This window comes from Sphingomonas sp. FG14, assembly GCF_057809675.1.
Map to the genome: position 1 here is coordinate 1 of NZ_JBMDKK010000009.1, position 20,495 is coordinate 20,495.

Consider the following 20,495-nt stretch of genomic DNA (forward strand, 5'->3'; position numbering starts at 1 on the left):
GTCATCCACAAGGATGAACATCCGGCCGTTCCGCGCCTCGTCGATGATCTCCTCGGGCGAGGCGATGAAGGGATGCGGCAGCGGGACCGGCGCGCGCGATGCCATCAGAGTATCTCGAACAGGCCGGCCGCGCCCATGCCGCCACCCACGCACATGGTGACGACGACATGACGGGCGCCGCGCCGCTTGCCCTCGATCAGCGCATGGCCGACCATCCGCGCGCCCGACATGCCGAAGGGATGTCCGATCGCGATCGCGCCGCCATCCACATTCAGCCGATCGTCCGGAATGCCGAGCCGGTCGCGACAGGGAATGACCTGCGCGGCGAATGCCTCGTTCAATTCCCACAGGCCGATATCGTCGACCGACAATCCGTGCTGCGCGAGCAGCTTCGGCACGGCATGGATCGGGCCGATGCCCATCTCCTCCGGCGGGCAACCCGCGATCGCCATGCCGCGATACGCGCCCAGCGGCTCCAGTCCCTCACGCGCGGCGACGCCCGCCTCGACCAGCAGGCACGCGGCAGCGCCATCGGAAAGCTGGCTGGCATTGCCCGCCGTGACGAAGCGCCCCGGGCCGGTCAGCGCGCCGCCGCCCCAGACCGGCTTGAGCTGGGACAGGCCCTCTATCGTCGTGTCCGCGCGCGGGCCTTCGTCGCGATCAAGCGTCACGGCACGCTCGCTCACATTGCCCGTCGCCTTGTCGGTCACCAGCATAGTCGTCGCGAGCGGCGCCAGTTCGGCATCGTAACGGCCCGCGGCATAGGCCGCCGCAGTGCGCTGCTGGCTTTGCAGCGAATAGGCGTCCTGCGCCTCGCGGCTCACGCTGTAACGCTCCGCGACGAGCTCAGCGGTCTCGATCATCGCGACATACATGTGCGGGCTGTACGCCGTCACCGCGGTGGACTGCGCGCGATAGCCGTTCTTGTGCGCATTCTGGGTCAGGCTGATCGATTCGACCCCGCCGCCGATCGCGACATCCAGCCCGTCATGCACGATCTGTTTCGCCGCGGTCGCGATCGCCATCAGCCCCGATGCGCATTGCCGATCGACCGACATGCCGGCCGCACTTGCCGGCAGCCCGGCAGCGGCGGCGGTCAGGCGGCCGATATTATAACCCTGCGTGCCCTGCTGCGATGCGCAGCCCATCACGACGTCCTCGACGCGCGCCGGATCGATGCCCGCGCGCCGCACCGCCTCCGCCACCACATGACCGGAAAGCAAGGGCGCCTCCGCGTTATTATAGGCGCCGCGATAGGCCTTCCCGATCGGCGTGCGGGCAGTGGAGACGATCAGGGCTTCTCGCATGGAATATCCTTCGGGAACGGGCAGGCAGCGTCCGTTCGTCTACCGGCGCCCCACCAGCCCCTCTATTGCCATTGAGCGATCAGCCCCTTCGCCACGCGGCATCAGGCCTGAAGCGCTTTCCAGGAAACCGGCGCTCAAGCCATGGGGTCGGACCGGCGCCAGCGCGCGAAATCCACCACCTGTCGCCCGACGATCGCGAGCTGTTCGGCAACCTTGGGATCCAGGCAGTCGCCATTCGCGTCGAACAGGGGAGCCGAGGCATTGACGGCGGCGCCGAACGGCGTGGGCCAGGCACGCAGCGCATGAGCGATCGATCGCATCGCGACCAGCGTGGTCCCGCACGCCTGCCAGCCATAGGCCGTCACGATCGCCCCGAACGCGCGCCCGTCCAGATAGGGGCGCTCGTCACGCGACAGATCCTCCAGCAGATCAAGGATGTTCTTGATCGGGCCCGAGAGACTGCCGTGATAGCCCGGCGACCCGACGATGATGCCGTCACAGCCGCGCACCGCCTCGACGAACCGGCATTCGGCATCGGTGCGCTCGGTCCGGTCGGGTACATAAAGCGGCAGGCCGGCGATGAAGGGACCATCGAACAATTCGACCTCCGCACCCCGCTCCGCCGCCGCCGCGAGCGCTTGGCGCACGACGCGCTCGCTGCTCGATCCGGCGCGCGCCGTGCCGCCGATGCCCACTATCCTGATCGCACTCGTCATATCCGGGAACTCCCAGGTCCTCTCGCGCCGGACCTAGGAGCGCGCACGGCCGAGGGTCGAGTGCCCAAGCCCGATGGCAGCGATCGCAATCCGGCAATCGCGGCGCCCAGCGATGCTCAGACGCTAACGGTCGCGCCGCCAAACGGCATTTGAAAGCGGAGGGCGCCACGTTGAGGGTCGGGAAGAGAACAGAATTCGAGAGAGTGACGATGCGATTTTCCCTTATTTTCGAAGCACAGACCGAAGACGCCTCGCCGCGCGGCGAGCGGCAGGTGTTCGACGAACTGGTCGAACAGGCGCTGCTGGCGGAGCAACTCGGCTTCGACGTGGTCTGGAGCGTGGAACATACGTCCCTCACCCATTATGCGCATATGAGCGCGCCCGAGACCTTCCTGGCCTATATCGCGGGCAAGACCTCGCGGATCGGCATCGGCCACGGCGTGGTCTGCCTGATGCCGGCGATGAACCATCCCATCAAGGTGGCCGAACGGATCGCGACGCTCGATCTGCTTTCGAAGGGCCGCGTCCATTTCGGCATCGGCAAGGGCGGCAGTCAGCAGGAAGCCGGCGCCTATGGTTACGACCTGAAGGAACTCCAACCGCTGATCGACGAGGCGATGTACCTCATCCCCAAGATGTTCGTTCAGGACGAGGTGGAACATAATGGTCCGCATCTGAACGTGCCGCCACGCCCGATCCACCCCAAGCCCTATCAGGATCCGCATCCGCCGATGTACCTGGCCTGCACCAATCCGGACACGCTGGTGCGTGCCGGCCAGCGCGGCCTGGGCGCGCTCGTCCTCGGCTTTGGCGGTCCGGAGGAAGTGGCCAAGAAGAACCAGCTCTATCGTGACGCATGGGCCGGCCGCGATCCCGCCGATCAGGTAGGATACCGCCCCATCCAGCATCTGGCTGCGCTGTGCCCCACCATCGTGCTCGACGATGCCGCGCAGGCCCGCAGGATCGGCATTCGCGGACAGCGCTATTTCTACGAGTCGCTCAACTATTGGTATGGCGGCGGTCCCAAGCCCGAGCCCGAGAAATGGGGCGAGGAACTGCTGGTCGAGGGCACCGACACGATCATCACGACCAAGCTCGCATCGGAAACGCTGACCATGGACCTGCGCGCCGACGAGGATGGGCGCCGGCCGAGCGAAGGCATATTGAGCGCCAAGAACGCCTATGGCAGCGTCGCCGACTGCATCAACTATGTCGAGCAGCTCGCCGCCGCCGGCGCGGACGAGATCCTGTTCATGACCAATATGGGTACGGTGCCGCAATGGGCGCAACTGGAGACACTGCGCAAGATCGGGACGCATGTGATTCCGCACTTCCGGTGACGGCCGCGTCCGGACCGTCGCTGGCCGGTCGCACCGCCGTCGTGACCGGCGCGGCCTCGGGCATCGGCGCGGCGCTGGCGCTGCACGCCGCGGCACAGGGCATGACGGTCGCGGCGTGCGATCGCGACGCGGCGAGGCTCGAAAAGCTGGCGACGGCGCTCGATGGAACCGGCGTGCGCCACCTTGTGCAGCGCCTCGACGTGACCGATGCGGCGGCGATGGCGGCGTTCGCGGACGATATCGACGATCTGCCGCCCATCGCCCTGCTGTTCGCCAATGCCGGCATCCTGCGCGCCGGCGATCTTCTCACGATGCCGCCGGCCGACTGGCGCACGCTGTTCGACGTCAATGTGATCGGCACGGTCGTGACGATCCAGGCCTTCGTCCCGCGCATGATCGCGCGCGACGAGCCGGCGCAGGTGGTCGTGACCGGATCGACCGGATCGATGATCGCGGCGCCCGGGCTCGCTGCCTATTGCGCGACCAAACACGCGCTCTGGCCGGTCGTGGAAGCATTGCAGGGCGAGCTGGCCGGCACGCCGCTCGGCGCATCGCTGCTGATGCCCGGCGCTGTGGCGACGCGGATCTTCGACGCAGCCGATCCCGGGCGCGCGCCGCCGGCGGATTCGATCAGCCCGGAGGAGGCCGCGGCGATCGCGTTCGACGGCGCGGTCGCGGGCCGCGCGAAGATCCTGACCCATCCCAGCTATGTCGAGCGGGCGCGGTTGCGTTTCGCGAAGGTGCTAGATGAGTTGGCCGGGGGTTAGATTCGGCGAACTCCGTTTGGACTGAGCCTGTCGAAGTCCTTCCCTTCTTCAGCACTTCGCTCAAAAAAGGACAGGGCTTCGACAGGCTCAGCCAGAGCGATGTGGAGGAAATGCCCTCACACCGCCGGATGGAACTGCTTGTACCATTCGCGATATTTCAGGATCGGCCCGTCGGCCGAGGTCAGCATCGGTTGGGCGACATAGGCCTTGTGCGGCCAGATCTTGCCGTCGCTATGCTGTTCGCGCAGCCCATGTTCCGCCGCGATCGTGGTGAACCGCGCGATCTCGTCGCGCGACATCGGGCAGTCGTCGTCGATCAGGAAGAACTGGTGGACATAATAATGGCTGAGCGACGCATCGACCGGCGTGACCGACACATAATAGATTGTCGTGATGCCGGGCGCATGCGGCGTCCGGCTCTCGACGCGGGACAATCCGCCGCCGACCACTTCCGAATTGACGGTGGAGCCTTCGGTCGCATCGACGATCGGGCCTTCATAACCCGCCGGCAGGATGCGGACCGGACTGAAGAAGCGATGCCCCTCCATGCGGATCTCGCCGTCGGAGACCGCGCGCCCGGTCGAATGCACCCCGGGGAAATGCGCGAAATCGACGCCGTTCTCGAACACGTCCTGGGGATGGGCCGCGCCGAAATCGTCGTGCAGCTTTCGGAAACCGGCATCGGGAATGCGGCGGCTCTCGTCGTAGACGGGCAAGTCCCAGAGTGGTGCGCAGCCGGACAGATCGTGCCACACGAAGATCATCCCGCCACGTTCGGCCGTCGGCCAGGTCCGCACCTTCGCCCTTGGCGGGATCGCCTTGGCGAACGGCACATGGACGCATTTGCCGGTCGTATCATACCGCCATTGGTGGAACGGGCAGACGATCGTCTCTCCCTCAACCCAACTGTCATAACCGAGATGCGCGCCCAGATGCGGGCAATGCGCATCGGTGACGACCGTGGTTCCGCTTTCGGTACGAAACAGCACAAGCTCGGTGTCGAAATACCGCAGCGGCCGGACCTCGCCGGGCGCGAGATCGTCGGCGAAACCGACGCTGAACCAGCCGGTTGGATAGGGATGGAACGGATATTTCGTGCCGAAACGGCTGAGCGCGTTCATTCTCTCTCTCCCGATATCACATTCAAATGATGCTGGCGCCCCCATCGACGGCAAGCACCTGACCGGTGATGTGCGCGCCTGCGTCGGATGCGAGCAGCAGCACCGCCCCCTTCAGATCGTCGTCACAGCCCAGCTTTCCGCGCGGCGTATCGTTGCGAAGGTCGTCGCCATGTTTGTCGATCACGTAACCGGTGAGCTTCGACGGGAAATAGCCGGGTGCCAGGGCATTGACGTTGATGCCGAGCGCGCCCCATTCGGCGGCGAGCGCGCGCGTGAAGTTGATGAGCCCGCCCTTGCTCGCATTATAGGCGATGGTGCCGATCATCCGTGGATGATGGCCGAGCAGCCCCTCGACCGAAGCGATGTTGACGATCCGCCCCCATCCCGCCGGGATCATGAATTCGCGCGCGACCGACTGGGCAAGCAGGAATGGGCCGGTGAGATTGACGGCCATCAGCTTGTTCCAGGCGTCGAGCGGCATGTCCTCCGCCTTCGAGCCCCAGGACGTTCCGGCGTTGTTGATGAGGATATCGATCCGCCCGCCGGCCGCCTTGACGGTCTCGACGATCCGCGCCGCCGCCTCGGGATCACCGACATCGGCGGCGATCGCGCCGGCATCGATGCCGAGCGCCTGCAGATGGGCGACCGCCTCGTCCAGCTCCGCCTGCTTGCGCGCCGTCACGATGACGCGCGCGCCGAATTCGCCGAGCGCCTCCGCCATGGTGAGCCCCAGGCCGCGCGATCCGCCCGTCACCAGCGCGGTGCGGCCGGTCAGGTCGAAAAGAGTCTTGAGCGATGTGGTCATGGATGCCTGTTCTTTTGGGATCAGCCGGCGGTGTAGCCGCCGTCTACGAAAAGGGTCTGGCCGGTGACGAAACCGGAAGCGGGGGACGCGAGGAAGAGCAGCGCCCCCATCAGATCCTCGACCTCCCCCAGCCGGCCCAGCGGCGTGCGCTGCACCACCTTCGCGTAGAGTTCGGGCTGGGTGCGGACGAGTTCGCGATTGAGATCGGTGACGATCACCGTGGCGCCGAGCGTGTTGACGGTGACCCCCGACGGACCGAATTCAAATGCACAGGCCGCACCCAGATTGGCGAGCCCGGCCTTGGACGCGCAATAGGCGCCCCTGTTCGCCATGCCGCGGCCGGAGAGGATCGAACCCATGTTGATGATCCGCCCATAGCCGCGCGCCACCATCGAGGGGGCAAAGGCCCGGATCGCATGGAAGGCGCCCGCGACGTTCACGTCCAGGATGCGCATGAAGTCTTCCGGCGAGACATCGAGCACGCCCTGCGGATTGGTGATGCCGGCATTGTTGAACAAGATATCGATGCGGCCGAACGCCGCCTCGATCTCCACCGCCGCCGCGATCATGCCTTCGGCATCGGAGACGTCGGCCTCGACGATCATCGCACGCCGACCCGTCGCCTCGACCGCGCGCGCCGCATCTTCGAGCTTGACGCGGTTGCGCGCGATCAGCGCGACATCCGCGCCAGCCTCCGCCAGCGCCAGCGCGCCTGCGGAACCGAGACCGCCGCCGCCGCCGGTGACCACGGCGACCTGCCCGTCGAGCGCGAAACGCGAAACCCCGGTCATACCGCCGGCTCCGCCGCGAACGAGCGCAGCTCGATCAGCGCCGCCACGCGTGCGCGCAGATAAGCATATTGCCCCGAAAGCAGCGCATCTTCGCTCTTTGCCAATCGCTCGGCCAATGCCAGCATCTCGGCCAACAGCGCGTCTTCGTCCTTGCCGTCGCTCATCGCCGCTCTCCTAAAGCCGGTAACCGTCCTGACGCTCGTCGGTCCAGCGGCGCGCCTTGTAGGCAAAGCCCTGGAACTCGGCGCGCGGCACTTCGCACACCTCCACCCACATGTTGCTGCGTTCCTTGATCGCGGCGCGCACTGACTGGACCAGGCGCACACGCGCCTCGTCCGACAGGCCGGACTGATGCTCGGCGACGGCGATCTTCACCTCGACCTCGGTCTTGCCGTCGCGGGTATAGACGCGCCCCTTATATTCGCCCACCTCGGCATGCGCGAAGACCGCCGCGTCGAACATCGACGGCCAGATATTGTTGCCGCGGATCTTCATCATGTCGTCGAACCGGCCGATCGTGCCGCATTCGATGGCGTTCCATGCGCCACCACCACAATCCTGCCACGGCACGAAGCGGGCGGCGTCGCCGGTGCGGAAACGCACCGCGGGGCTGCCCTCGACCGACAAATTGGTCACGACCATCTCGCCCAGTTCGCCGGGCAGGACCGGCGTGCCGGTCTCCGGATCGACGATCTCGATCAGATGCTCCCATTCGAAGAGGCGGATCAGCCCGCGCTCGCCATTTGCGCGGAACACGCCCGCCGACCCCGTCGAGCCCCCGAAGCCGTTGAGCTGCGTGCTGCCATAGCCTTCCTGCAGGCGGCAGCCCCAATGTTCCTCGATCTTCGTCGCCCATTCGAGGGGGTAACCCTCCGCCGCGATGAACAGGCCGTGCATGCCGGGAAACGCTTCGCGCGGGGAAATGCCGCGCGCCAGCAGCGCCTCGGTCAGCGTGTGGAGATAATTGGTCGACGCATAGATGAAATGGATGCCGCCCAGTTTCAGCATCAGGTCGATCTTCGCCTCGGTCGAGGTGTTGCCGCCGACATGGAAACCCGTCGCCCCCATGATCCGGATCGCTTCGCCCGGCCCCCAGCCGCCCGTCGTCATTCCGCCGGCGGGCACGCAATTGATCGCGGTATCGCCCTGGCGGAGCCCCGCCATGTACCAGGGCAGCGCGTGGAGATAGCCGAGCATGTGGACATCACGCTGCGTGCGGCCGTAAATCTCCTGCCCCTGGCCGGACGTGCCGCTGGTCATGCTGATATGCACGACGTCACCGCGATCGACGCCCAGCCGCGTGCCGAAGGGCGGCGCGGTCTGCTGGTCGGCCAGGAAATCGGCCTTGGCGGACGTGGGGAAAGCCTTGGCGAAGCGATCGAGACTGTCGACAGCCCCGCCCTTCAACCCGCCCTGATCCATCCTGGCGCGATAGAAGTCGCTTTTCGCATAGAGCCGCGCGCACAGCGCCTGCACCTTGCGGAGCTGATGCGCCTCCAGCGCCTCGCGCGTCATCTCGCCGAAACGGCGCAGCAGCGGGGACGCGACGAACGGATCCGCGACGGCGGGCGACGCCATGGCTCAGGCCTCCGTTGGCCGGAATGCCGGCAAGGTGATCTCGGGCGTGACCTGATTATAGACGATCTCGACCGGCATGCCGGCGCGCACGTCCTCCGGCGCGCAATCGACGATATTGCCGGTCATCCGGCATCCTTCGTCGAGCGCCACCAGCGCCACGACATAGGGCACCTCGTCCGCATAGATGTCGCGCGGCACCGGATGGCGCACGACGATCCAGCTGAACACCGTGCCCTTCCCGCTCGCCTGGACCCATTCGGGCCGCTCCAGCGAACCAGGACAGAAGGTGACGGGCGGGAACAGATGCTCGCCGGTCGATGCCACGCGCTGGAGCATCAGGCGGTTCTCGCGCATCCCGTCCCAGAATGGCGTGCTCTCCGGATCCGGCACGGGCAGCGGCTTGTTGTAGGCGGTCTGTTGCATCTCAGTTCCTCAGGATCATGGCGCTGCCGCAGGTCATCGCGCCCGCCGTGGTCAAGGCGATCTCGGCGCCCTCGATCTGGCGCGCGCCGGACACCCCGCGCAGTTGTTCGACTGCCTCGATGACGTGGTTGAAGCCGTGGATATAAGCTTCGGACAGCAGGCCGCCGTGCGTGTTGACCGGCAGCGCGCCGCCGCGCGCGATCCGGCCGTCCATGACGAAGGGACCGCCTTCGCCGTCCTTGCAGAAGCCCAGTCCCTCGAGCGCCATCAGCACGCTGTAGGTGAAACAGTCGTAGATCTGCGCGACGTCGACGTCCTGCGGACCGATGCCCGCGCTGCCCCACAGATCGTCGGCGAGATATTTGAAGCAATTGTGGGAATGGCTGGGCCAGCGGATCGCGTCGAACAGGTCGTCGCCCTGGGTCGGGCCGCCGCCATAGGCGCCGCCCATGATATAGACCGGCTTGTGACGCAGGTCTCGCGCCTGTTCCGCCGCGGTGATGACGACCGCGCACGCGCCGTCGCTTTCCAGGCAGATATCGTACATGCGGAACGGATCGACGATGAAGCGCGAATTATAATAATCGTCCTTCGTCATCGGCGTGCGCTGCATCGCGCGCTCGTTGAGGACGGCATTGTCGCGGAAGGTGGTCGCGATCTCGGCCCAATGTTCCTCGGTGGTGCCGTAATCGATCATGTGGCGGCGCGCCCACATCGCCATCGCCTGCGGATAGGTGATCCAGCCGAGCGGCGCGGTATATTGGGTGACGCCATAGGCCGAGAGATCACGCCCGCCGCCGAGACGGAAGCCGGAGCGGCCGTTCATCGCGCGGAAGCAGACCACGTTCTTCGCCAGCCCCGCCTCGATCGCCGCCGCCGCCGCCAGGGTGATCAGGTTCGCACCGTTGCCGCCCGCGGCATAATCGACCGCATAGCCGGCATTCTCGATGCCCATCTCGGTCGCGACACCGATCGCCGGGGCGCTGTCGTTGAAGTTGAAGCTGACGATGCCGTCGATATCGGCGACGGTCAGCCCCGCATCCTCGATCGCCTTCAGGCAGGCCTCGGTCGCGAGACTCCGAACCGTGCGGCCTGAGAATTTGCTGTAGTCCGTGGTGCCGATCCCAGCGATCGCATATTTGTCGCGCAGCTTGTACATGGCTTCAATCTTCCCTGGGCGCGCCGAAACGCGGCGCGCGCTTGTCCTTGAAGGCGATCAGGCCCTCGGTGGCGTCGGGCTCGGTCGTCGCATAGCGATGGACGAACGCGATCTCCTCGCGCAGCCCCTCCTCGTACGGCGTATCGAGCGTCATGTTGGCGAGCCGCTTCGCGCCGGTGAGACCGACGGCGCTCTTGCCCGCCATGCCCGCGACCCAGTCGGCCGCCGCGTCGAGCAACACGGCATCGGGAACCACCTTGGTCACCAGCCCCCAGGTTTCGGACGTGCGCGCATCGAGCAGCTCTCCGGTCAGCATCAGATGCTTGGCGCGCAGCAATCCGATCGCACGCGGCAAGCGCTGCGATCCGCCCGCACCGGGAAGCTGGCCGAAATTGAGGTGGCCGTCGCCGATCTTCGCGCTCTCGGCGGCAAGCGCCATGTCGCACGCCAGCAGCAGTTCGATCCCGCCCGCCACGCACACGCCGTTCACTGCGGCGATCCAGATCGCACGGGCTTTCTCGATGCCGGTCAGCATGTCGTAGAAATCGTCGAGAAACGCCTGGAACGCTGGAGGATCGGCGTAGAGGCGGATATAACCGTCCAGGTCGCCGCCTGCGGAAAAGCTGCGCCCCTCGCCCGTCAAGATCACGAAATCCACGCCGGATGCCGCCTCGATCTCCGCGACGGCGACCTTCAATTCCTTGACCGTCGACCAGTCGAGCGGATTGAGCTTGTCCGGCCGGGCGAGCGTGACGTGCGCCGTGCGGCCCTCATAGGTGAGCTTGAGGTTCTGGTATGTCATGCGGGTATGGCCCAGCGCTGCTTCGCATCGGCGGTCAGCGCGCCCTTGGCCACCTTGCCGCCCGAGGAACGCGGCAGGTCGTCCATCAGGACGAGATATTCGGGAAACCATTCGCGCGAGACTCCCCGCGACTCAAGGTGACAGGCGATCTCCTCCAGCGTCACCTGCTGGTTCGCGCGCGGCGCGACATAGATGCAGACGCGCTCGCCGAAGACCGGATCGGGCGCGGGCACCGCCGCGACCAGCGCGACGGCCGGATGCGTCGCCACCTCGGCTTCGATCGCCGGAGCCGACAGATTCTTGCCACCGCGGATGATGAATTCGGAGGTACGCCCGACGACGCGGAGATAAGCGTCCTCGTCCACCTCGACGATGTCGCCCATCAGCATCCAGCCGTCCGGCGTGAAGAGCTTGGCGTTCGCCTCATCATCGTCCCAATAGCCCAGACAGGTGGCGGGCCCGCGGCAGCCGGGCTGGCCCCTGCCCTCGACATCGGCGCCCGTGACCGGATCGAACAGGCGCACCTCCATCTCCGCGATCACCCGCCCGGCGGTGGTGAGGCGGCGGTCGCGCGTGTCGGTCGATGTGGTGCGGCTGAGCGCGCCCGTCTCGTTCGACCCGTAGAATTGGAGCACCGCCGCGCCCGTAACCTCCTCGAACTCGGCGGCGCGGCGATAGGGCACGGCCTCGCCGCCGGTGAACATGGCGCGCAACGAAGACAGGTCGCGCGGACGCTCCGCCTGTTCGTTGAGCAGCATGATGAACTGGGTGGAGACGCAGCACAGCACGGTCACCCGTTCCCGCTCGATCATGTCGAGCGCGACACCGGCGTCGAATTTCGGCAGCACGACGGTGGGGCAGCCGAGAATGGCGGGCGAGAAATGCGCGGTCCACAGCCCGAAACCGAAGGGCGCCGGGACGGCGCCCATGAAGATCTCGTCATCCGCGAAGCGCCCGGCCTCGGCGGCAAGCTGATGGAAATAGAACCAGCGGTTCTGCGTATGCATCACGCATTTGGGCATGCCGGTGGTGCCCGAGGTCGAGTTGATCAGGAACAATGCGTCGGGATCGCCCGGCGGAAACGGCGCGTGCTCCGGCGCGTCCCCGGCGCTCCAGTTCCGCTGGGCCATCAGATCGGGCACGACGAGTATGTCGGCAAGCGGCGCGCCCTGTGCCTGCACGGCCGCAACCAGTTCTTCCAGCGTCCGATCCCGCGTGGCTTCGTGCGCGATCAGCAGCGTCGCGCCGGTGCGCTTCAGCAGATGCGCGACCTCCGCGACGCCAGCGCGCGCGCCGATGCCGACCGCGACCATGCCGGCGCGCTCGACGCCGAGCAGCGCGGCATGCACCGCCGGGCCGTCGGGCAGCAGCACGGCCACGCGAGCGCCCGCCACCAGACCCTTGCCGGCGATCAACGCCGCGATGCGTGTCGCGGCGCGATCATAGGCCCCCCAGGAAAAGCGGCCTTCCGGCGTGATCCAGGCGGACTCTGCCGGCCGCGTCGCGGCCAGCGCGGCGACGCGATCCGACAGCGTGGTCTCCCCCCACCAGCCGGCCGCGCGATAGCGCGCGGCGGCCTCGGGATTGGCGCGCAGGCTGCGGGCCACCTCAAGCGGCTTCACGGCTGACCTCCCCGAACGGCGCGGCATCGAAGGTGCGATCGGCGCCGAGCGGCGCGGACATGATGTGCGCGGCGACGCGCGCGCGGTGGAAGGCGGGCGTGCCCCAGGCCTGGCCGAGCGCGAGAGAGCGCTTGAGCAGGAAATGCACGTCGACCTCCCAGGAATAACCCATGGCGCCGTGGACCTGCACGGCCGCATGCGTCGCCGCCTCCGCCGCCGCCGTCGCGGCAAGCTTGGCATGGCTGATCCGTGTGCGCGCAAGCGGGGACTCAGCCATCGCGGCGGCAGCCAGCACCACCGGCCGCGCGAATTCGATCTTCACCTGCGCGCTGGCCAGATGATGCTTCACCGCCTGGAACGATCCGATCGGCTTGCCGAACTGCTGCCGATCCTTCGCATAGGCCACCGCCAGATCGACCGCGCGCTGCGCCAGCCCGAGCAGTTGCGCTGCGGCGAACACCGCGCCGCGATCGAGCGCGGCGTCCCACAGCGCGCCTCCGCCGATCCGTGTCTCCCGCGTCGGCGTCCACTCCACGCGGAAGAGGCGGCGGAACGGATCGATGCTCGGCTGGCACACCAGCGCGACCGCATCGTGGGACACGAGATGGACCGCGTCGCCATCGGCCAGCAGCAGCGCCTCCGCCGTATCGGCATCGGCCACGAAGGGATTCGCCGGATGGCCGACCGCCACGGTGCCGCCCGACAGCGCATCGCCGAGATCCGAACCGGCGGCCACCAGCATCGGCACGGCGATGCCGGCATGATCGATCAGCGGTTCGGGAAGTGCAGCATGGCCGCAGGCGATCGCGATCAGCGCCATCTCGACCTGGCCGAGCCCGCTGCCGCCGAGGTTTTCCGGCGCCATCGTTCCGGGCAGGCCCATCGCCACGATCTGTTCCCAGCGCGCCGCATCGCGAGGCTCGCCGCTATCCAGCAGGCGGCGCAGATCGGCGCCGGCGCAGATATCGGCGAACATCTGGCCGACCATGTCGGCAAGCATCGCCTGTTCATCGGTGAGCCGGAAATCCATCGCCCCTACCTCGGCATGCCGAGCATCCGCTCGGCGATGATGTTGCGCTGGATCTCGTTCGCGCCGGCATAGATCGGGCCGGCGAGCGAGAAGACATAGCCGTCCAGCCAGTCCTGGATATCCGCGGAGGCATCGGGCGCGGCGCCGGTCAGTTCGGCTTCGGCGCCCAGGATCGACAGCGCGGTGCGATGCAGGTCGAGATCCAGCTCCGACCAGAAGATCTTGTTGGTGCTCGTTTCCGGCCCGATCGTGCCACCCGCCATCAGCCGGCTCGCCGTCGCGTAGATCGACAGCGCATAGGCATCGGCATCCATCCAGGCCTGCATCACCGCCGCCTGGGCGAGCGGGTCGACGCTTGCTTCGCGCTTGCGATAGAGATCGACGAGCTTCGCCGCCGCGACCTGGAAACGGGCGGGGCTGCGCAGCATCAGCCCGCGTTCGAAACCGGCGGTCGACATGCAGACCGCCCAGCCCTGCCCCTCATCGCCCAGCCGGTTCGCGACAGGCACGCGGACGCTGTCGAGGAAGATCTCCGCGAAGACCGGCTTGCCGTCGAGCCGCTTGATTGGCTGCACCGTCACACCCGACGCGTCGAGCGGGAACAGGATCAGCGACAGGCCCTTGTGCCGCTCGCTGCCCGGTTCGCGAAACAGGCCGAACGCCCAGTCGGCATGGACGGCGCGCGACGACCAGATCTTGTGGCCGGACAGGACATAATCGTCGCCGTCGCGCACCGCGGTGGCACGCACGCCGGCAAGGTCGCTGCCCGCGCCCGGTTCGGACCAGGCCTGTGCCCAGATCTCCTCGCCCGCCGCCATGGCGGGCAGGAAACGGGCCTTTTGCGCGGCCGTGCCATATTCGATCAGCGTGGGGCCGAGCAGGAAAATGCCGTTCTGATTGACGCGCAGCGGTGCGCCCGCGCGATAATATTCCTCCTCGAAGATCAGCCAGCGGATCAGGTCGAGACCGCGCCCGCCATAATCGACGGGCCAGGTCACCATGCCCCAGCCGCCCGCATTAAGCGTCCGTTCCCAGATGCGATGCGCCTCGAAGCCCTCAAGGCTCGAATCGAAATCGGGCAACGGTCGGGCGGGCACGTTGTCGGCCAGCCACCGGCGTATCTCGGCGCGGAAATCCTGTTCGGCGGGGGTGTAGCTGAGTTCCATGATCAGTACTCGGCCGCCTTGCCGCCCTGCACAAAGGCATCGCGCGCGCGCTGGCTATCCTCGTGCAGATACATTTCCAGCGTGAATCCCTGCTCGAACCGATAGCCATGATCGACGTCGCGGGGCTCGATGCCGTTCAGTGCCTCCTTGGCGGTCACCAGCGCCTTGCGGCTCTTGGCGGCGATCACGGCGCAGAATGCACGCGCCTCCTCCTCCAGCCTTTCGCGCGGAACGACCTTTTCGACGGCGCCAAGCCGGTACGCCTCCGCCGCGTCGATCCGTCCCGCGGTGAAGAAGGCGGCCCGCACCTTCTGGAGCGGAAACATGCGCATCAGATGGCTGGCGCCGCCCATCGCGCCGCGATCGACCTCGGGGAGCGAGAAGAACGCGTCCTCCGACGCGATCACCACGTCCGACGCGCCGCAAATGCCGATGCCCGACCCGATGATGAAACCATGGACCGCGCTCACCACCGGCACCTCGCAGGCACGCACGGCCTGGAATGTTCGGTAATTGCCGCGATTGAGCGCGACGATGCGTTCGGGATGCGCCTGCATCTCCTTGATGTCGACGCCACCGCAAAAGCCGCGTCCCTCGCCACGGATGAGCACGCAGCGGACCTGCGGGTCGCGGCCCATCGCGGTGACGATGTCGGGCACCGCGTTCCAGCCGGCGCTATCGAGCGCGTTGACCGGGGGATGATCGAGGATGATCTCGCCGACACGGTCGGCGATGCGGGTCAGAACGGGCATCAGGCACGGATCCTTTCGCGCGGAGCGGCGGGCGCAAACGCCGCGATGCGCGCGCGGGCGTCGCGCTCGATCGCGGCCAGCAAGTCGGCCACGGCGGGAAGATCACCAAGCCGGCCGGCCACCTGCCCCGTCGCCATCAGCCCGTCGTCGCCGTCGCCCGACACCACCGCGCGCTGGATCGATACGGGTGCCGCGGCGGCGCGCATCGCCTGCGACAGGCTCAAGCCGCCATGACCGCGCATGCCCCGTGCGATACGGATGAGTTCGGGCCATGAGGCACCGGTCGCCCGCTTCATCGCGATGCCGGCCGCAACCGCGTTCGCCCAGGACGCCAGCGGCCCGCCGGACATGGCGCGGCGAAGCGCCGGATTGCGGATCATGCGCTGGGGCAGCCCGTCGATCGCGTCGGTCACGACGATATCGTCCGTCCCCGCCGCGACGTAGCGCTGCTTGACCGATCCGGGCACCGGGCTCTCGCGCGTCATCAGGAAGCGGGTGCCCATCGCGATGCCGGCCGCGCCATAGGCGAGCGCCGCAGCGAGCCCGCGACCGTCGGCGAAGCCACCGGCCGCCACCACGGGCAGATCGACCGCGTCGAGCACCTGCGGCAGCAGCACCGTCGAGGCGACCGATCCGGTATGGCCGCCGCCCTCTCCACCTTGCACCACCAGCATGTCGACGCCGAGCGCCGCCATCTTGCGCGCATGCTTCACCGCGCCGACCGTCGGCACGCACCGGATGCCGGCATCGCGGAACCGGCCGATCATCCGCGCATCGGGGCCACGACCGAAGCTGACCGCGCGCACCTGTTCGCGGTTGGCGACGATGATATCGACCAGCCTCTCCGCGCCCGGCTGGAACATGTGGAAATTGACGCCGAAGGGTTTCGAGGTCAGCCGCCTGAGCGCACCGATCTTGGTGGCCGCCTCATCGGGCGTCATCACCGCCGCCCCGAGAAAGCCGAACCCGCCCGCCTCGACCGTCGCCGCGACCAATGATGGTTCCGCGACCCAGCCCATGGCGGTCTGGATCACGGGCAACCGGCATTGCAGCAGCGCGGTGAGCGGCGTGGCGAGAGGATCGGTCATTCGCCCTCGGCGCGCCTGTTGTCGGCGGCGGCGCTCTTGCCCGTCACCCCGCCCAGCGCATTGCCCGTCGTCAGATCGTTCTGGGCGTGCGCGAAATGATGCATGTGGAAGACGGCATCCATCGCGGTGCGCTTGCCGCGCAGATCCTCGACATGGTTCACCGCTTGCTTGGTCAGCCACATGCCGAGCGACGCCTGGCCGGCGAGCTTCGCCGCCATTTCCGCCACCGCCTCGCGCAGTTCCGCACGCGGCACCACCTTGTTGACCATGCCGAAGGAGTAAGCGCGATCGGCGCCCATGCGCTCGCCGAGCAGCAGGAATTCCTTGGCGACCCGTGGCGGCAATTCGAACCCGTGCGCGAAATATTCCACGCCGGGAATGCCCATCAGCTTCGAGACGGGATCCTGGAAAAAGGCGTCGTCCGAAGCGACGATCAGATCGCAGACCCAGGCGAGCATCAATCCGCCGGCGATGCATGCGCCCTGGACCATCGCGATCGTCGGCTTGGGCACGTCGCGCCAGCGACGGCACATGCCCAGATAGACTTCCTGTTCGCGCGTGTAGAGCAGCTCGGCAGCCGGCCGGCCGACATGATCCGGCAGCAGATGCGCGCGATCGAAGCTGCGGGCGATATCGCGGCCGGGCGTGCCGATGTCGTGCCCGGCGGAGAAATGCTTGCCCGCGCCCCCCAGCACGATCGCCTTGACCGCCGGATCATCCACCGTCCGCCGGAAGGCCGCGTCCAGCGCATAGGTCATCTGGCTGTTCTGCGCGTTGTTGTAGCGCTCCCGGTTCATCGTCACCCAGGCGACGCCGTCGCGGACCTCGTAGAGGACCGGCATGTCGGTCTCGTAAACGATATCCGCCGCGGCCGGCGCCCCAAAAGTCATGCGACATCCCTCTCCATCTCAAGATTATCAATCATTGCAATCTTAAGAGTCGTCAACCGCATCGGCGATAGCGTCACGGCAAGCCAACGGTGCTTTCGGGACATCGCAGGCGCGCGGGCGATCACGGCACGCGAACGGCGGGCGGATTTCCCTTCAGCAAGGTCGCGCGGATATCGTGCGGATCGAGCCGGCGAATGACCGTCAGGGCCTCTTCGTCGGGAAGCGCGGTTTGGGGGGCCGGGCCGTCCGGAATGACGATGTCGAAGCCGGTATTGTCGCGTACCTCTTCGATCGGAACGCCGGGATGCAGCGAAACCAGGCGGATCGCATGATCGGTACCGCCGAAATCCAGAACGCACAGGTTGGTGACGATCCGCCGCAGTTCCAGCCGATGCGGCTTTCGGCCGTCGGGCCAGCGCGCCGGATTATAGCCGACCGAACAGACGAAATCGACTTCGCCCGCCACCATCGAACGCCGGCTGTGCTGCGGCACGAAATAGCTGTTCGGGTGCGAGATGCTGTTGCCGGGGAATCCCCGCGCGCCGAGCAACGCGGCCTTTGGCGCCGCATGATCGCCGATCACGCTGATATTGGTCTGTCCGAACCGGTCGATCTGGACCGGCGCGACCAGCGCGTGCCGGCGTCCGCCCCACAGATTGTCGAAGGTCCGCATATAGGGCGCCCAGCCTTCCACCGTCGGGCTCGCGTCGCGCGGGCCGATCGGCGCCGGCTCCTCCAGCAGCATATTCTCGCCATCGGTGATCATCAGCCGGGGATTGAAGGTCGATTTGGCGAGGCTCGCGCCCAGCCGCGGTATCGGCGTGATGCCGGTCGCCAGCCATTCGGGGTCGTCGCGCCACACATCGGCGCAGGCGGCGATCAGTAGCTCGGCGAGCGTCGGGATCATATCGGTCATGGATCGCCCCTCAATAGACCGGAGCGGGAATGGCGCGGATCGCGTCCGCGCCGCCAATGGCGGCAAGATAGGACGGCTCGTCCACCTCGACATAACGCCGTCTGTAATCGGCCCAGCCCTCGCCCTCGGCCGCTGCATAGGCCCGCAAATGGGGCAGATCCAATTGATAGTCGGGCGCGGCGCTGGTGGGGTGCGCGCCGAACGGCACTTCCGCCACACCCGCGATCAGCGATCGTTCGACCAGATGATATCGGGCGTTGGCAGGCAGTCCGAGTTCGGCGGTCGTCACCAGCGCCTCGGTCGAGACGAAGGTCCGATCGGCCGCACGCGCCATCAGTTCGTCGAAAAAGGGATCGGGCGACAGGGTCAGCACATTGCCCTTCTCGTCGCTGCGATGGACGTGGAGCAGCGCCACGTCCGGCTTTATCGCGGGCATGGCGATCAGCGTCTCGCCGTCGCCATAGGGGCTCGCGATCGTCTTCAGCCGGGGATCCTCCGCGACCGAGGTGCCGATGCCCGCGCGCGTCGGCAGGAACGGCAGATGCATGGCGGCCGCGCGCAGCCCCCAGTGGAGCATGCCTTCGTCGAGTTCCCAGACATCGAGCCCGGCCTGGCGCGCGGCCTTGAAGTGCGGCTCGATCGGGATCTGGTCCATCGAGACGAAGGCGAAGATCAGGCGCCGCAATTTGCCGCACGCGGCAAGAATACCGACATCGGGGCCGCCATAGGCGATGACGGTCAAATCCTTGAGCGAGGATCGCGCGATCGCGCGGATCAGCGCCATCGGTTTGCGACGCGTCGCCCATCCGCCGATGGCGATCGTCATCCCATCCGCCAGCTCCGCCACGATGGCGTCCGGCGACATCCTTTTGTCGAGCATGTCTTTCCCTCAGTCACCACGGATCCGGGGCCGGCGGCCCCGGATCCGCAACGAACGATCAGCGCTTCATGCCAGGGCGCGGGGATGCCGGCGCATCCGCACCCTGGAAGGTTCAGGCGGCGGCAAGCGCCGGCGCTGCACCGATCTTCACCTCTTCAGCGACCGGGAATTTATAGAGCTTCTCGGCATTGCCATGCAGGATCGCCGCCTTCACCGGCGCGGGCACGCCCGACATCGATGCCTGGATCGTGCGCCAGCTATAGGGGAAGTCCGCGCTGATGTGCGGATAATCGGTCGACCACAGCACCCGTTCCGGGTTCATGTAGTTCAGGTTGTTGAGCCCGAAACTGTCGGTCATGTAGCCGAAATAGAAATGCTCATCGATATATTCGGAGGGCAGACGCTTCAGGCCGAAATGGTTGACCTTCTCGAGCCGCTGATAATTGTTGTCGATCTGCTCCTTCACATAAGGCACCCAGCCGAAATCGACTTCGGCGAAGGCGACCTTCAGGTTCGGGAAACGATCGAACACGCCGTTGAACACGAATTCGATGCAGCGGTTTGGCGCATCGAAGAAGCGGCCATAGCCGGGCAGCTTCGCCTTGTGCGGGCTCGGCTTGTAGATGCCGAGCGCGACATGGATGTTGAAGCTGACATCGCGCTCGTGGATCGCGGCCCACAGATAATCATGCTCGTCGGTCATCACCGTCGTGCCGGTCGGATAGGCCTGCGCCATCACCGCGCGCATGCCGGGACGGCCGAGCACGCGCTCCATCTCGTCGACCGCAACCTTCACGCCGCCGCGATTGGGCAGCAGGACCAGGCCACAGAAACGCGCCGGATCATAAGCGACATATTCGGAAACCCAGTCATTATACGCCCGAACCAGCGCCAGATGGAATTCCTCGTCCTCGACCAGCGCGATCGCGGCCTGGATCGAGGGTGTCGGATACATGACCTCGGCGGTGACGCCGTCGAGATCCTGTTCCTTGATGCGCTCGGCCGGATCCCAACCGCCCTTGCGCATATCGTCGAACCGCATCCACGCCTTGGTTTCCTCGGGCGGCAGGCCGGCACAGGCGTTCCAGCCGAAGTTGCGTGGCCCTTCCAGCCCTTCGAACAGCCAGCCGTCCCCCTCCGGGAAACTCTCCATCCGGGGCGCGCGATCCTTGAACTTCTGGGCGACGCGCTTCGTGAACAGATCGCCGGGTTCGTTGAAATGACTGTCGGCGGAAACGAGGCGGCTACTTCCGAGAGGCATTCTTCTTCTCCTATCTATCTTTTATATGATGGAGCCAGTCGCGAAGCGAGTCAACGCGTCGGAGCACTACCGACCTGACAT

General features: G+C 66.7%; 21 protein-coding genes. 2 read left to right on the plus strand and 19 right to left on the minus strand.

What is annotated here, in order from left to right; genetic code table 11:
- Positions 1-104 precede the first annotated feature (104 nt).
- Entirely contained in the window at positions 105-1,307 is a 1,203-nt protein-coding gene (locus ACODTA_RS20335) for an acetyl-CoA C-acyltransferase (protein ID WP_489067998.1), read from the minus strand.
- Positions 1,308-1,441: 134 nt separating this feature from the next.
- Complete coding sequence (locus ACODTA_RS20340) at positions 1,442-2,023, minus strand: NADPH-dependent FMN reductase (RefSeq protein WP_489068000.1); 582 nt, start codon at positions 2,021-2,023, stop codon at positions 1,442-1,444.
- A 209-nt stretch (positions 2,024-2,232) separates the two neighbouring features.
- Here ACODTA_RS20340 and ACODTA_RS20345 point away from each other — a divergent pair, with 209 nt between their 5' ends.
- Positions 2,233-3,363: an LLM class flavin-dependent oxidoreductase gene (locus ACODTA_RS20345; protein ID WP_489068002.1), complete on the plus strand. Its 1,131-nt coding sequence runs from the start codon at positions 2,233-2,235 to the stop codon at positions 3,361-3,363.
- Positions 3,360-4,130 carry an SDR family NAD(P)-dependent oxidoreductase gene (locus tag ACODTA_RS20350; protein WP_489068004.1) on the plus strand — a complete coding sequence of 257 codons (771 nt, stop codon included), beginning with the start codon at positions 3,360-3,362 and terminating at the stop codon, positions 4,128-4,130. The genes ACODTA_RS20345 and ACODTA_RS20350 overlap by 4 nt, the downstream gene beginning before the upstream one ends.
- A 116-nt stretch (positions 4,131-4,246) precedes the next feature.
- On the opposite strand, the gene ACODTA_RS20355 is transcribed toward ACODTA_RS20350, so the two are convergent.
- From ACODTA_RS20355 to ACODTA_RS20435, 17 genes are all read right to left on the minus strand, one after another.
- A complete protein-coding gene (locus ACODTA_RS20355; protein WP_489068006.1) occupies positions 4,247-5,251 on the minus strand; it encodes a Rieske 2Fe-2S domain-containing protein in 1,005 nt (334 codons plus the stop codon).
- Between the two features lie 22 nt (positions 5,252-5,273).
- Positions 5,274-6,056, minus strand: a complete 783-nt coding sequence (locus ACODTA_RS20360; RefSeq protein WP_489068008.1) for an SDR family oxidoreductase — start codon at positions 6,054-6,056, stop codon at positions 5,274-5,276.
- Positions 6,057-6,076: 20 nt separating this feature from the next.
- Positions 6,077-6,847, minus strand: coding sequence for an SDR family NAD(P)-dependent oxidoreductase (locus tag ACODTA_RS20365; RefSeq protein ID WP_489068010.1), 771 nt, complete (start codon positions 6,845-6,847; stop codon positions 6,077-6,079).
- Entirely contained in the window at positions 6,844-7,011 is a 168-nt protein-coding gene (locus ACODTA_RS20370; RefSeq protein WP_489068013.1) for a hypothetical protein, read from the minus strand. Before ACODTA_RS20370 ends, ACODTA_RS20365 begins: the two co-directional genes overlap by 4 nt.
- Positions 7,012-7,021: 10 nt before the next feature.
- A complete protein-coding gene (locus tag ACODTA_RS20375; protein ID WP_489068015.1) occupies positions 7,022-8,425 on the minus strand; it encodes a phenylacetate--CoA ligase family protein in 1,404 nt (467 codons plus the stop codon).
- A gap of 3 nt (positions 8,426-8,428) precedes the next feature.
- Entirely contained in the window at positions 8,429-8,848 is a 420-nt protein-coding gene (locus ACODTA_RS20380; RefSeq protein WP_489068017.1) for a Zn-ribbon domain-containing OB-fold protein, read from the minus strand.
- A 1-nt stretch (position 8,849) separates the two neighbouring features.
- Positions 8,850-10,007, minus strand: coding sequence for a thiolase C-terminal domain-containing protein (locus ACODTA_RS20385; RefSeq protein WP_489068019.1), 1,158 nt, complete (start codon positions 10,005-10,007; stop codon positions 8,850-8,852).
- 4 nt (positions 10,008-10,011) lie between these two features.
- Positions 10,012-10,809 carry an enoyl-CoA hydratase/isomerase family protein gene (locus ACODTA_RS20390; protein ID WP_489068021.1) on the minus strand — a complete coding sequence of 266 codons (798 nt, stop codon included), beginning with the start codon at positions 10,807-10,809 and terminating at the stop codon, positions 10,012-10,014.
- Positions 10,806-12,431 carry a class I adenylate-forming enzyme family protein gene (locus tag ACODTA_RS20395; RefSeq protein ID WP_489068023.1) on the minus strand — a complete coding sequence of 542 codons (1,626 nt, stop codon included), beginning with the start codon at positions 12,429-12,431 and terminating at the stop codon, positions 10,806-10,808. The genes ACODTA_RS20390 and ACODTA_RS20395 overlap by 4 nt, the downstream gene beginning before the upstream one ends.
- Complete coding sequence (locus ACODTA_RS20400; RefSeq protein WP_489068025.1) at positions 12,418-13,461, minus strand: acyl-CoA dehydrogenase family protein; 1,044 nt, start codon at positions 13,459-13,461, stop codon at positions 12,418-12,420. Before ACODTA_RS20400 ends, ACODTA_RS20395 begins: the two co-directional genes overlap by 14 nt.
- A 5-nt stretch (positions 13,462-13,466) precedes the next feature.
- Positions 13,467-14,627 (minus strand): acyl-CoA dehydrogenase family protein, encoded by a 1,161-nt coding sequence (locus ACODTA_RS20405; RefSeq protein WP_489068027.1) that lies wholly within the window; start codon positions 14,625-14,627, stop codon positions 13,467-13,469.
- A gap of 2 nt (positions 14,628-14,629) precedes the next feature.
- Positions 14,630-15,379 carry an enoyl-CoA hydratase family protein gene (locus tag ACODTA_RS20410; RefSeq protein ID WP_489068029.1) on the minus strand — a complete coding sequence of 250 codons (750 nt, stop codon included), beginning with the start codon at positions 15,377-15,379 and terminating at the stop codon, positions 14,630-14,632.
- Positions 15,379-16,467, minus strand: a complete 1,089-nt coding sequence (locus ACODTA_RS20415; protein ID WP_489068031.1) for an NAD(P)H-dependent flavin oxidoreductase — start codon at positions 16,465-16,467, stop codon at positions 15,379-15,381. The genes ACODTA_RS20410 and ACODTA_RS20415 overlap by 1 nt, the downstream gene beginning before the upstream one ends.
- Positions 16,464-17,357, minus strand: coding sequence for an enoyl-CoA hydratase (locus ACODTA_RS20420; RefSeq protein ID WP_489068033.1), 894 nt, complete (start codon positions 17,355-17,357; stop codon positions 16,464-16,466). Before ACODTA_RS20420 ends, ACODTA_RS20415 begins: the two co-directional genes overlap by 4 nt.
- A gap of 121 nt (positions 17,358-17,478) precedes the next feature.
- Positions 17,479-18,273: a CoA-transferase subunit beta gene (locus ACODTA_RS20425; RefSeq protein ID WP_489068035.1), complete on the minus strand. Its 795-nt coding sequence runs from the start codon at positions 18,271-18,273 to the stop codon at positions 17,479-17,481.
- 10 nt (positions 18,274-18,283) lie between these two features.
- Positions 18,284-19,153 (minus strand): CoA transferase subunit A, encoded by an 870-nt coding sequence (locus ACODTA_RS20430; protein ID WP_489068037.1) that lies wholly within the window; start codon positions 19,151-19,153, stop codon positions 18,284-18,286.
- A gap of 112 nt (positions 19,154-19,265) precedes the next feature.
- Positions 19,266-20,414 carry an amidohydrolase family protein gene (locus ACODTA_RS20435; RefSeq protein ID WP_489068039.1) on the minus strand — a complete coding sequence of 383 codons (1,149 nt, stop codon included), beginning with the start codon at positions 20,412-20,414 and terminating at the stop codon, positions 19,266-19,268.
- Between the last annotated feature and the right edge of the window lie 81 nt (positions 20,415-20,495).

Excerpts from the sequence above, each read along its gene's own strand:
- ACODTA_RS20415 (WP_489068031.1), bottom strand. The coding sequence starts at position 16,467 with ATGACCGATCCTCTCGCCACGCCGCTCACCGCGCTGCTGCAATGCCGG.
- ACODTA_RS20345 (WP_489068002.1), top strand. The coding sequence starts at position 2,233 with ATGCGATTTTCCCTTATTTTCGAAGCACAGACCGAAGACGCCTCGCCG.
- ACODTA_RS20410 (WP_489068029.1), bottom strand. The coding sequence starts at position 15,379 with ATGCCCGTTCTGACCCGCATCGCCGACCGTGTCGGCGAGATCATCCTC.
- ACODTA_RS20335 (WP_489067998.1), bottom strand. The coding sequence starts at position 1,307 with ATGCGAGAAGCCCTGATCGTCTCCACTGCCCGCACGCCGATCGGGAAG.
- ACODTA_RS20375 (WP_489068015.1), bottom strand. The coding sequence starts at position 8,425 with ATGGCGTCGCCCGCCGTCGCGGATCCGTTCGTCGCGTCCCCGCTGCTG.
- ACODTA_RS20385 (WP_489068019.1), bottom strand. The coding sequence starts at position 10,007 with ATGTACAAGCTGCGCGACAAATATGCGATCGCTGGGATCGGCACCACG.
- ACODTA_RS20435 (WP_489068039.1), bottom strand. The coding sequence starts at position 20,414 with ATGCCTCTCGGAAGTAGCCGCCTCGTTTCCGCCGACAGTCATTTCAAC.
- ACODTA_RS20355 (WP_489068006.1), bottom strand. The coding sequence starts at position 5,251 with ATGAACGCGCTCAGCCGTTTCGGCACGAAATATCCGTTCCATCCCTAT.
- ACODTA_RS20425 (WP_489068035.1), bottom strand. The coding sequence starts at position 18,273 with ATGACCGATATGATCCCGACGCTCGCCGAGCTACTGATCGCCGCCTGC.
- ACODTA_RS20360 (WP_489068008.1), bottom strand. The coding sequence starts at position 6,056 with ATGACCACATCGCTCAAGACTCTTTTCGACCTGACCGGCCGCACCGCG.
- ACODTA_RS20380 (WP_489068017.1), bottom strand. The coding sequence starts at position 8,848 with ATGCAACAGACCGCCTACAACAAGCCGCTGCCCGTGCCGGATCCGGAG.
- ACODTA_RS20430 (WP_489068037.1), bottom strand. The coding sequence starts at position 19,153 with ATGCTCGACAAAAGGATGTCGCCGGACGCCATCGTGGCGGAGCTGGCG.
- ACODTA_RS20400 (WP_489068025.1), bottom strand. The coding sequence starts at position 13,461 with ATGGATTTCCGGCTCACCGATGAACAGGCGATGCTTGCCGACATGGTC.
- ACODTA_RS20370 (WP_489068013.1), bottom strand. The coding sequence starts at position 7,011 with ATGAGCGACGGCAAGGACGAAGACGCGCTGTTGGCCGAGATGCTGGCA.
- ACODTA_RS20365 (WP_489068010.1), bottom strand. The coding sequence starts at position 6,847 with ATGACCGGGGTTTCGCGTTTCGCGCTCGACGGGCAGGTCGCCGTGGTC.
- ACODTA_RS20420 (WP_489068033.1), bottom strand. The coding sequence starts at position 17,357 with ATGACTTTTGGGGCGCCGGCCGCGGCGGATATCGTTTACGAGACCGAC.
- ACODTA_RS20390 (WP_489068021.1), bottom strand. The coding sequence starts at position 10,809 with ATGACATACCAGAACCTCAAGCTCACCTATGAGGGCCGCACGGCGCAC.
- ACODTA_RS20405 (WP_489068027.1), bottom strand. The coding sequence starts at position 14,627 with ATGGAACTCAGCTACACCCCCGCCGAACAGGATTTCCGCGCCGAGATA.
- ACODTA_RS20340 (WP_489068000.1), bottom strand. The coding sequence starts at position 2,023 with ATGACGAGTGCGATCAGGATAGTGGGCATCGGCGGCACGGCGCGCGCC.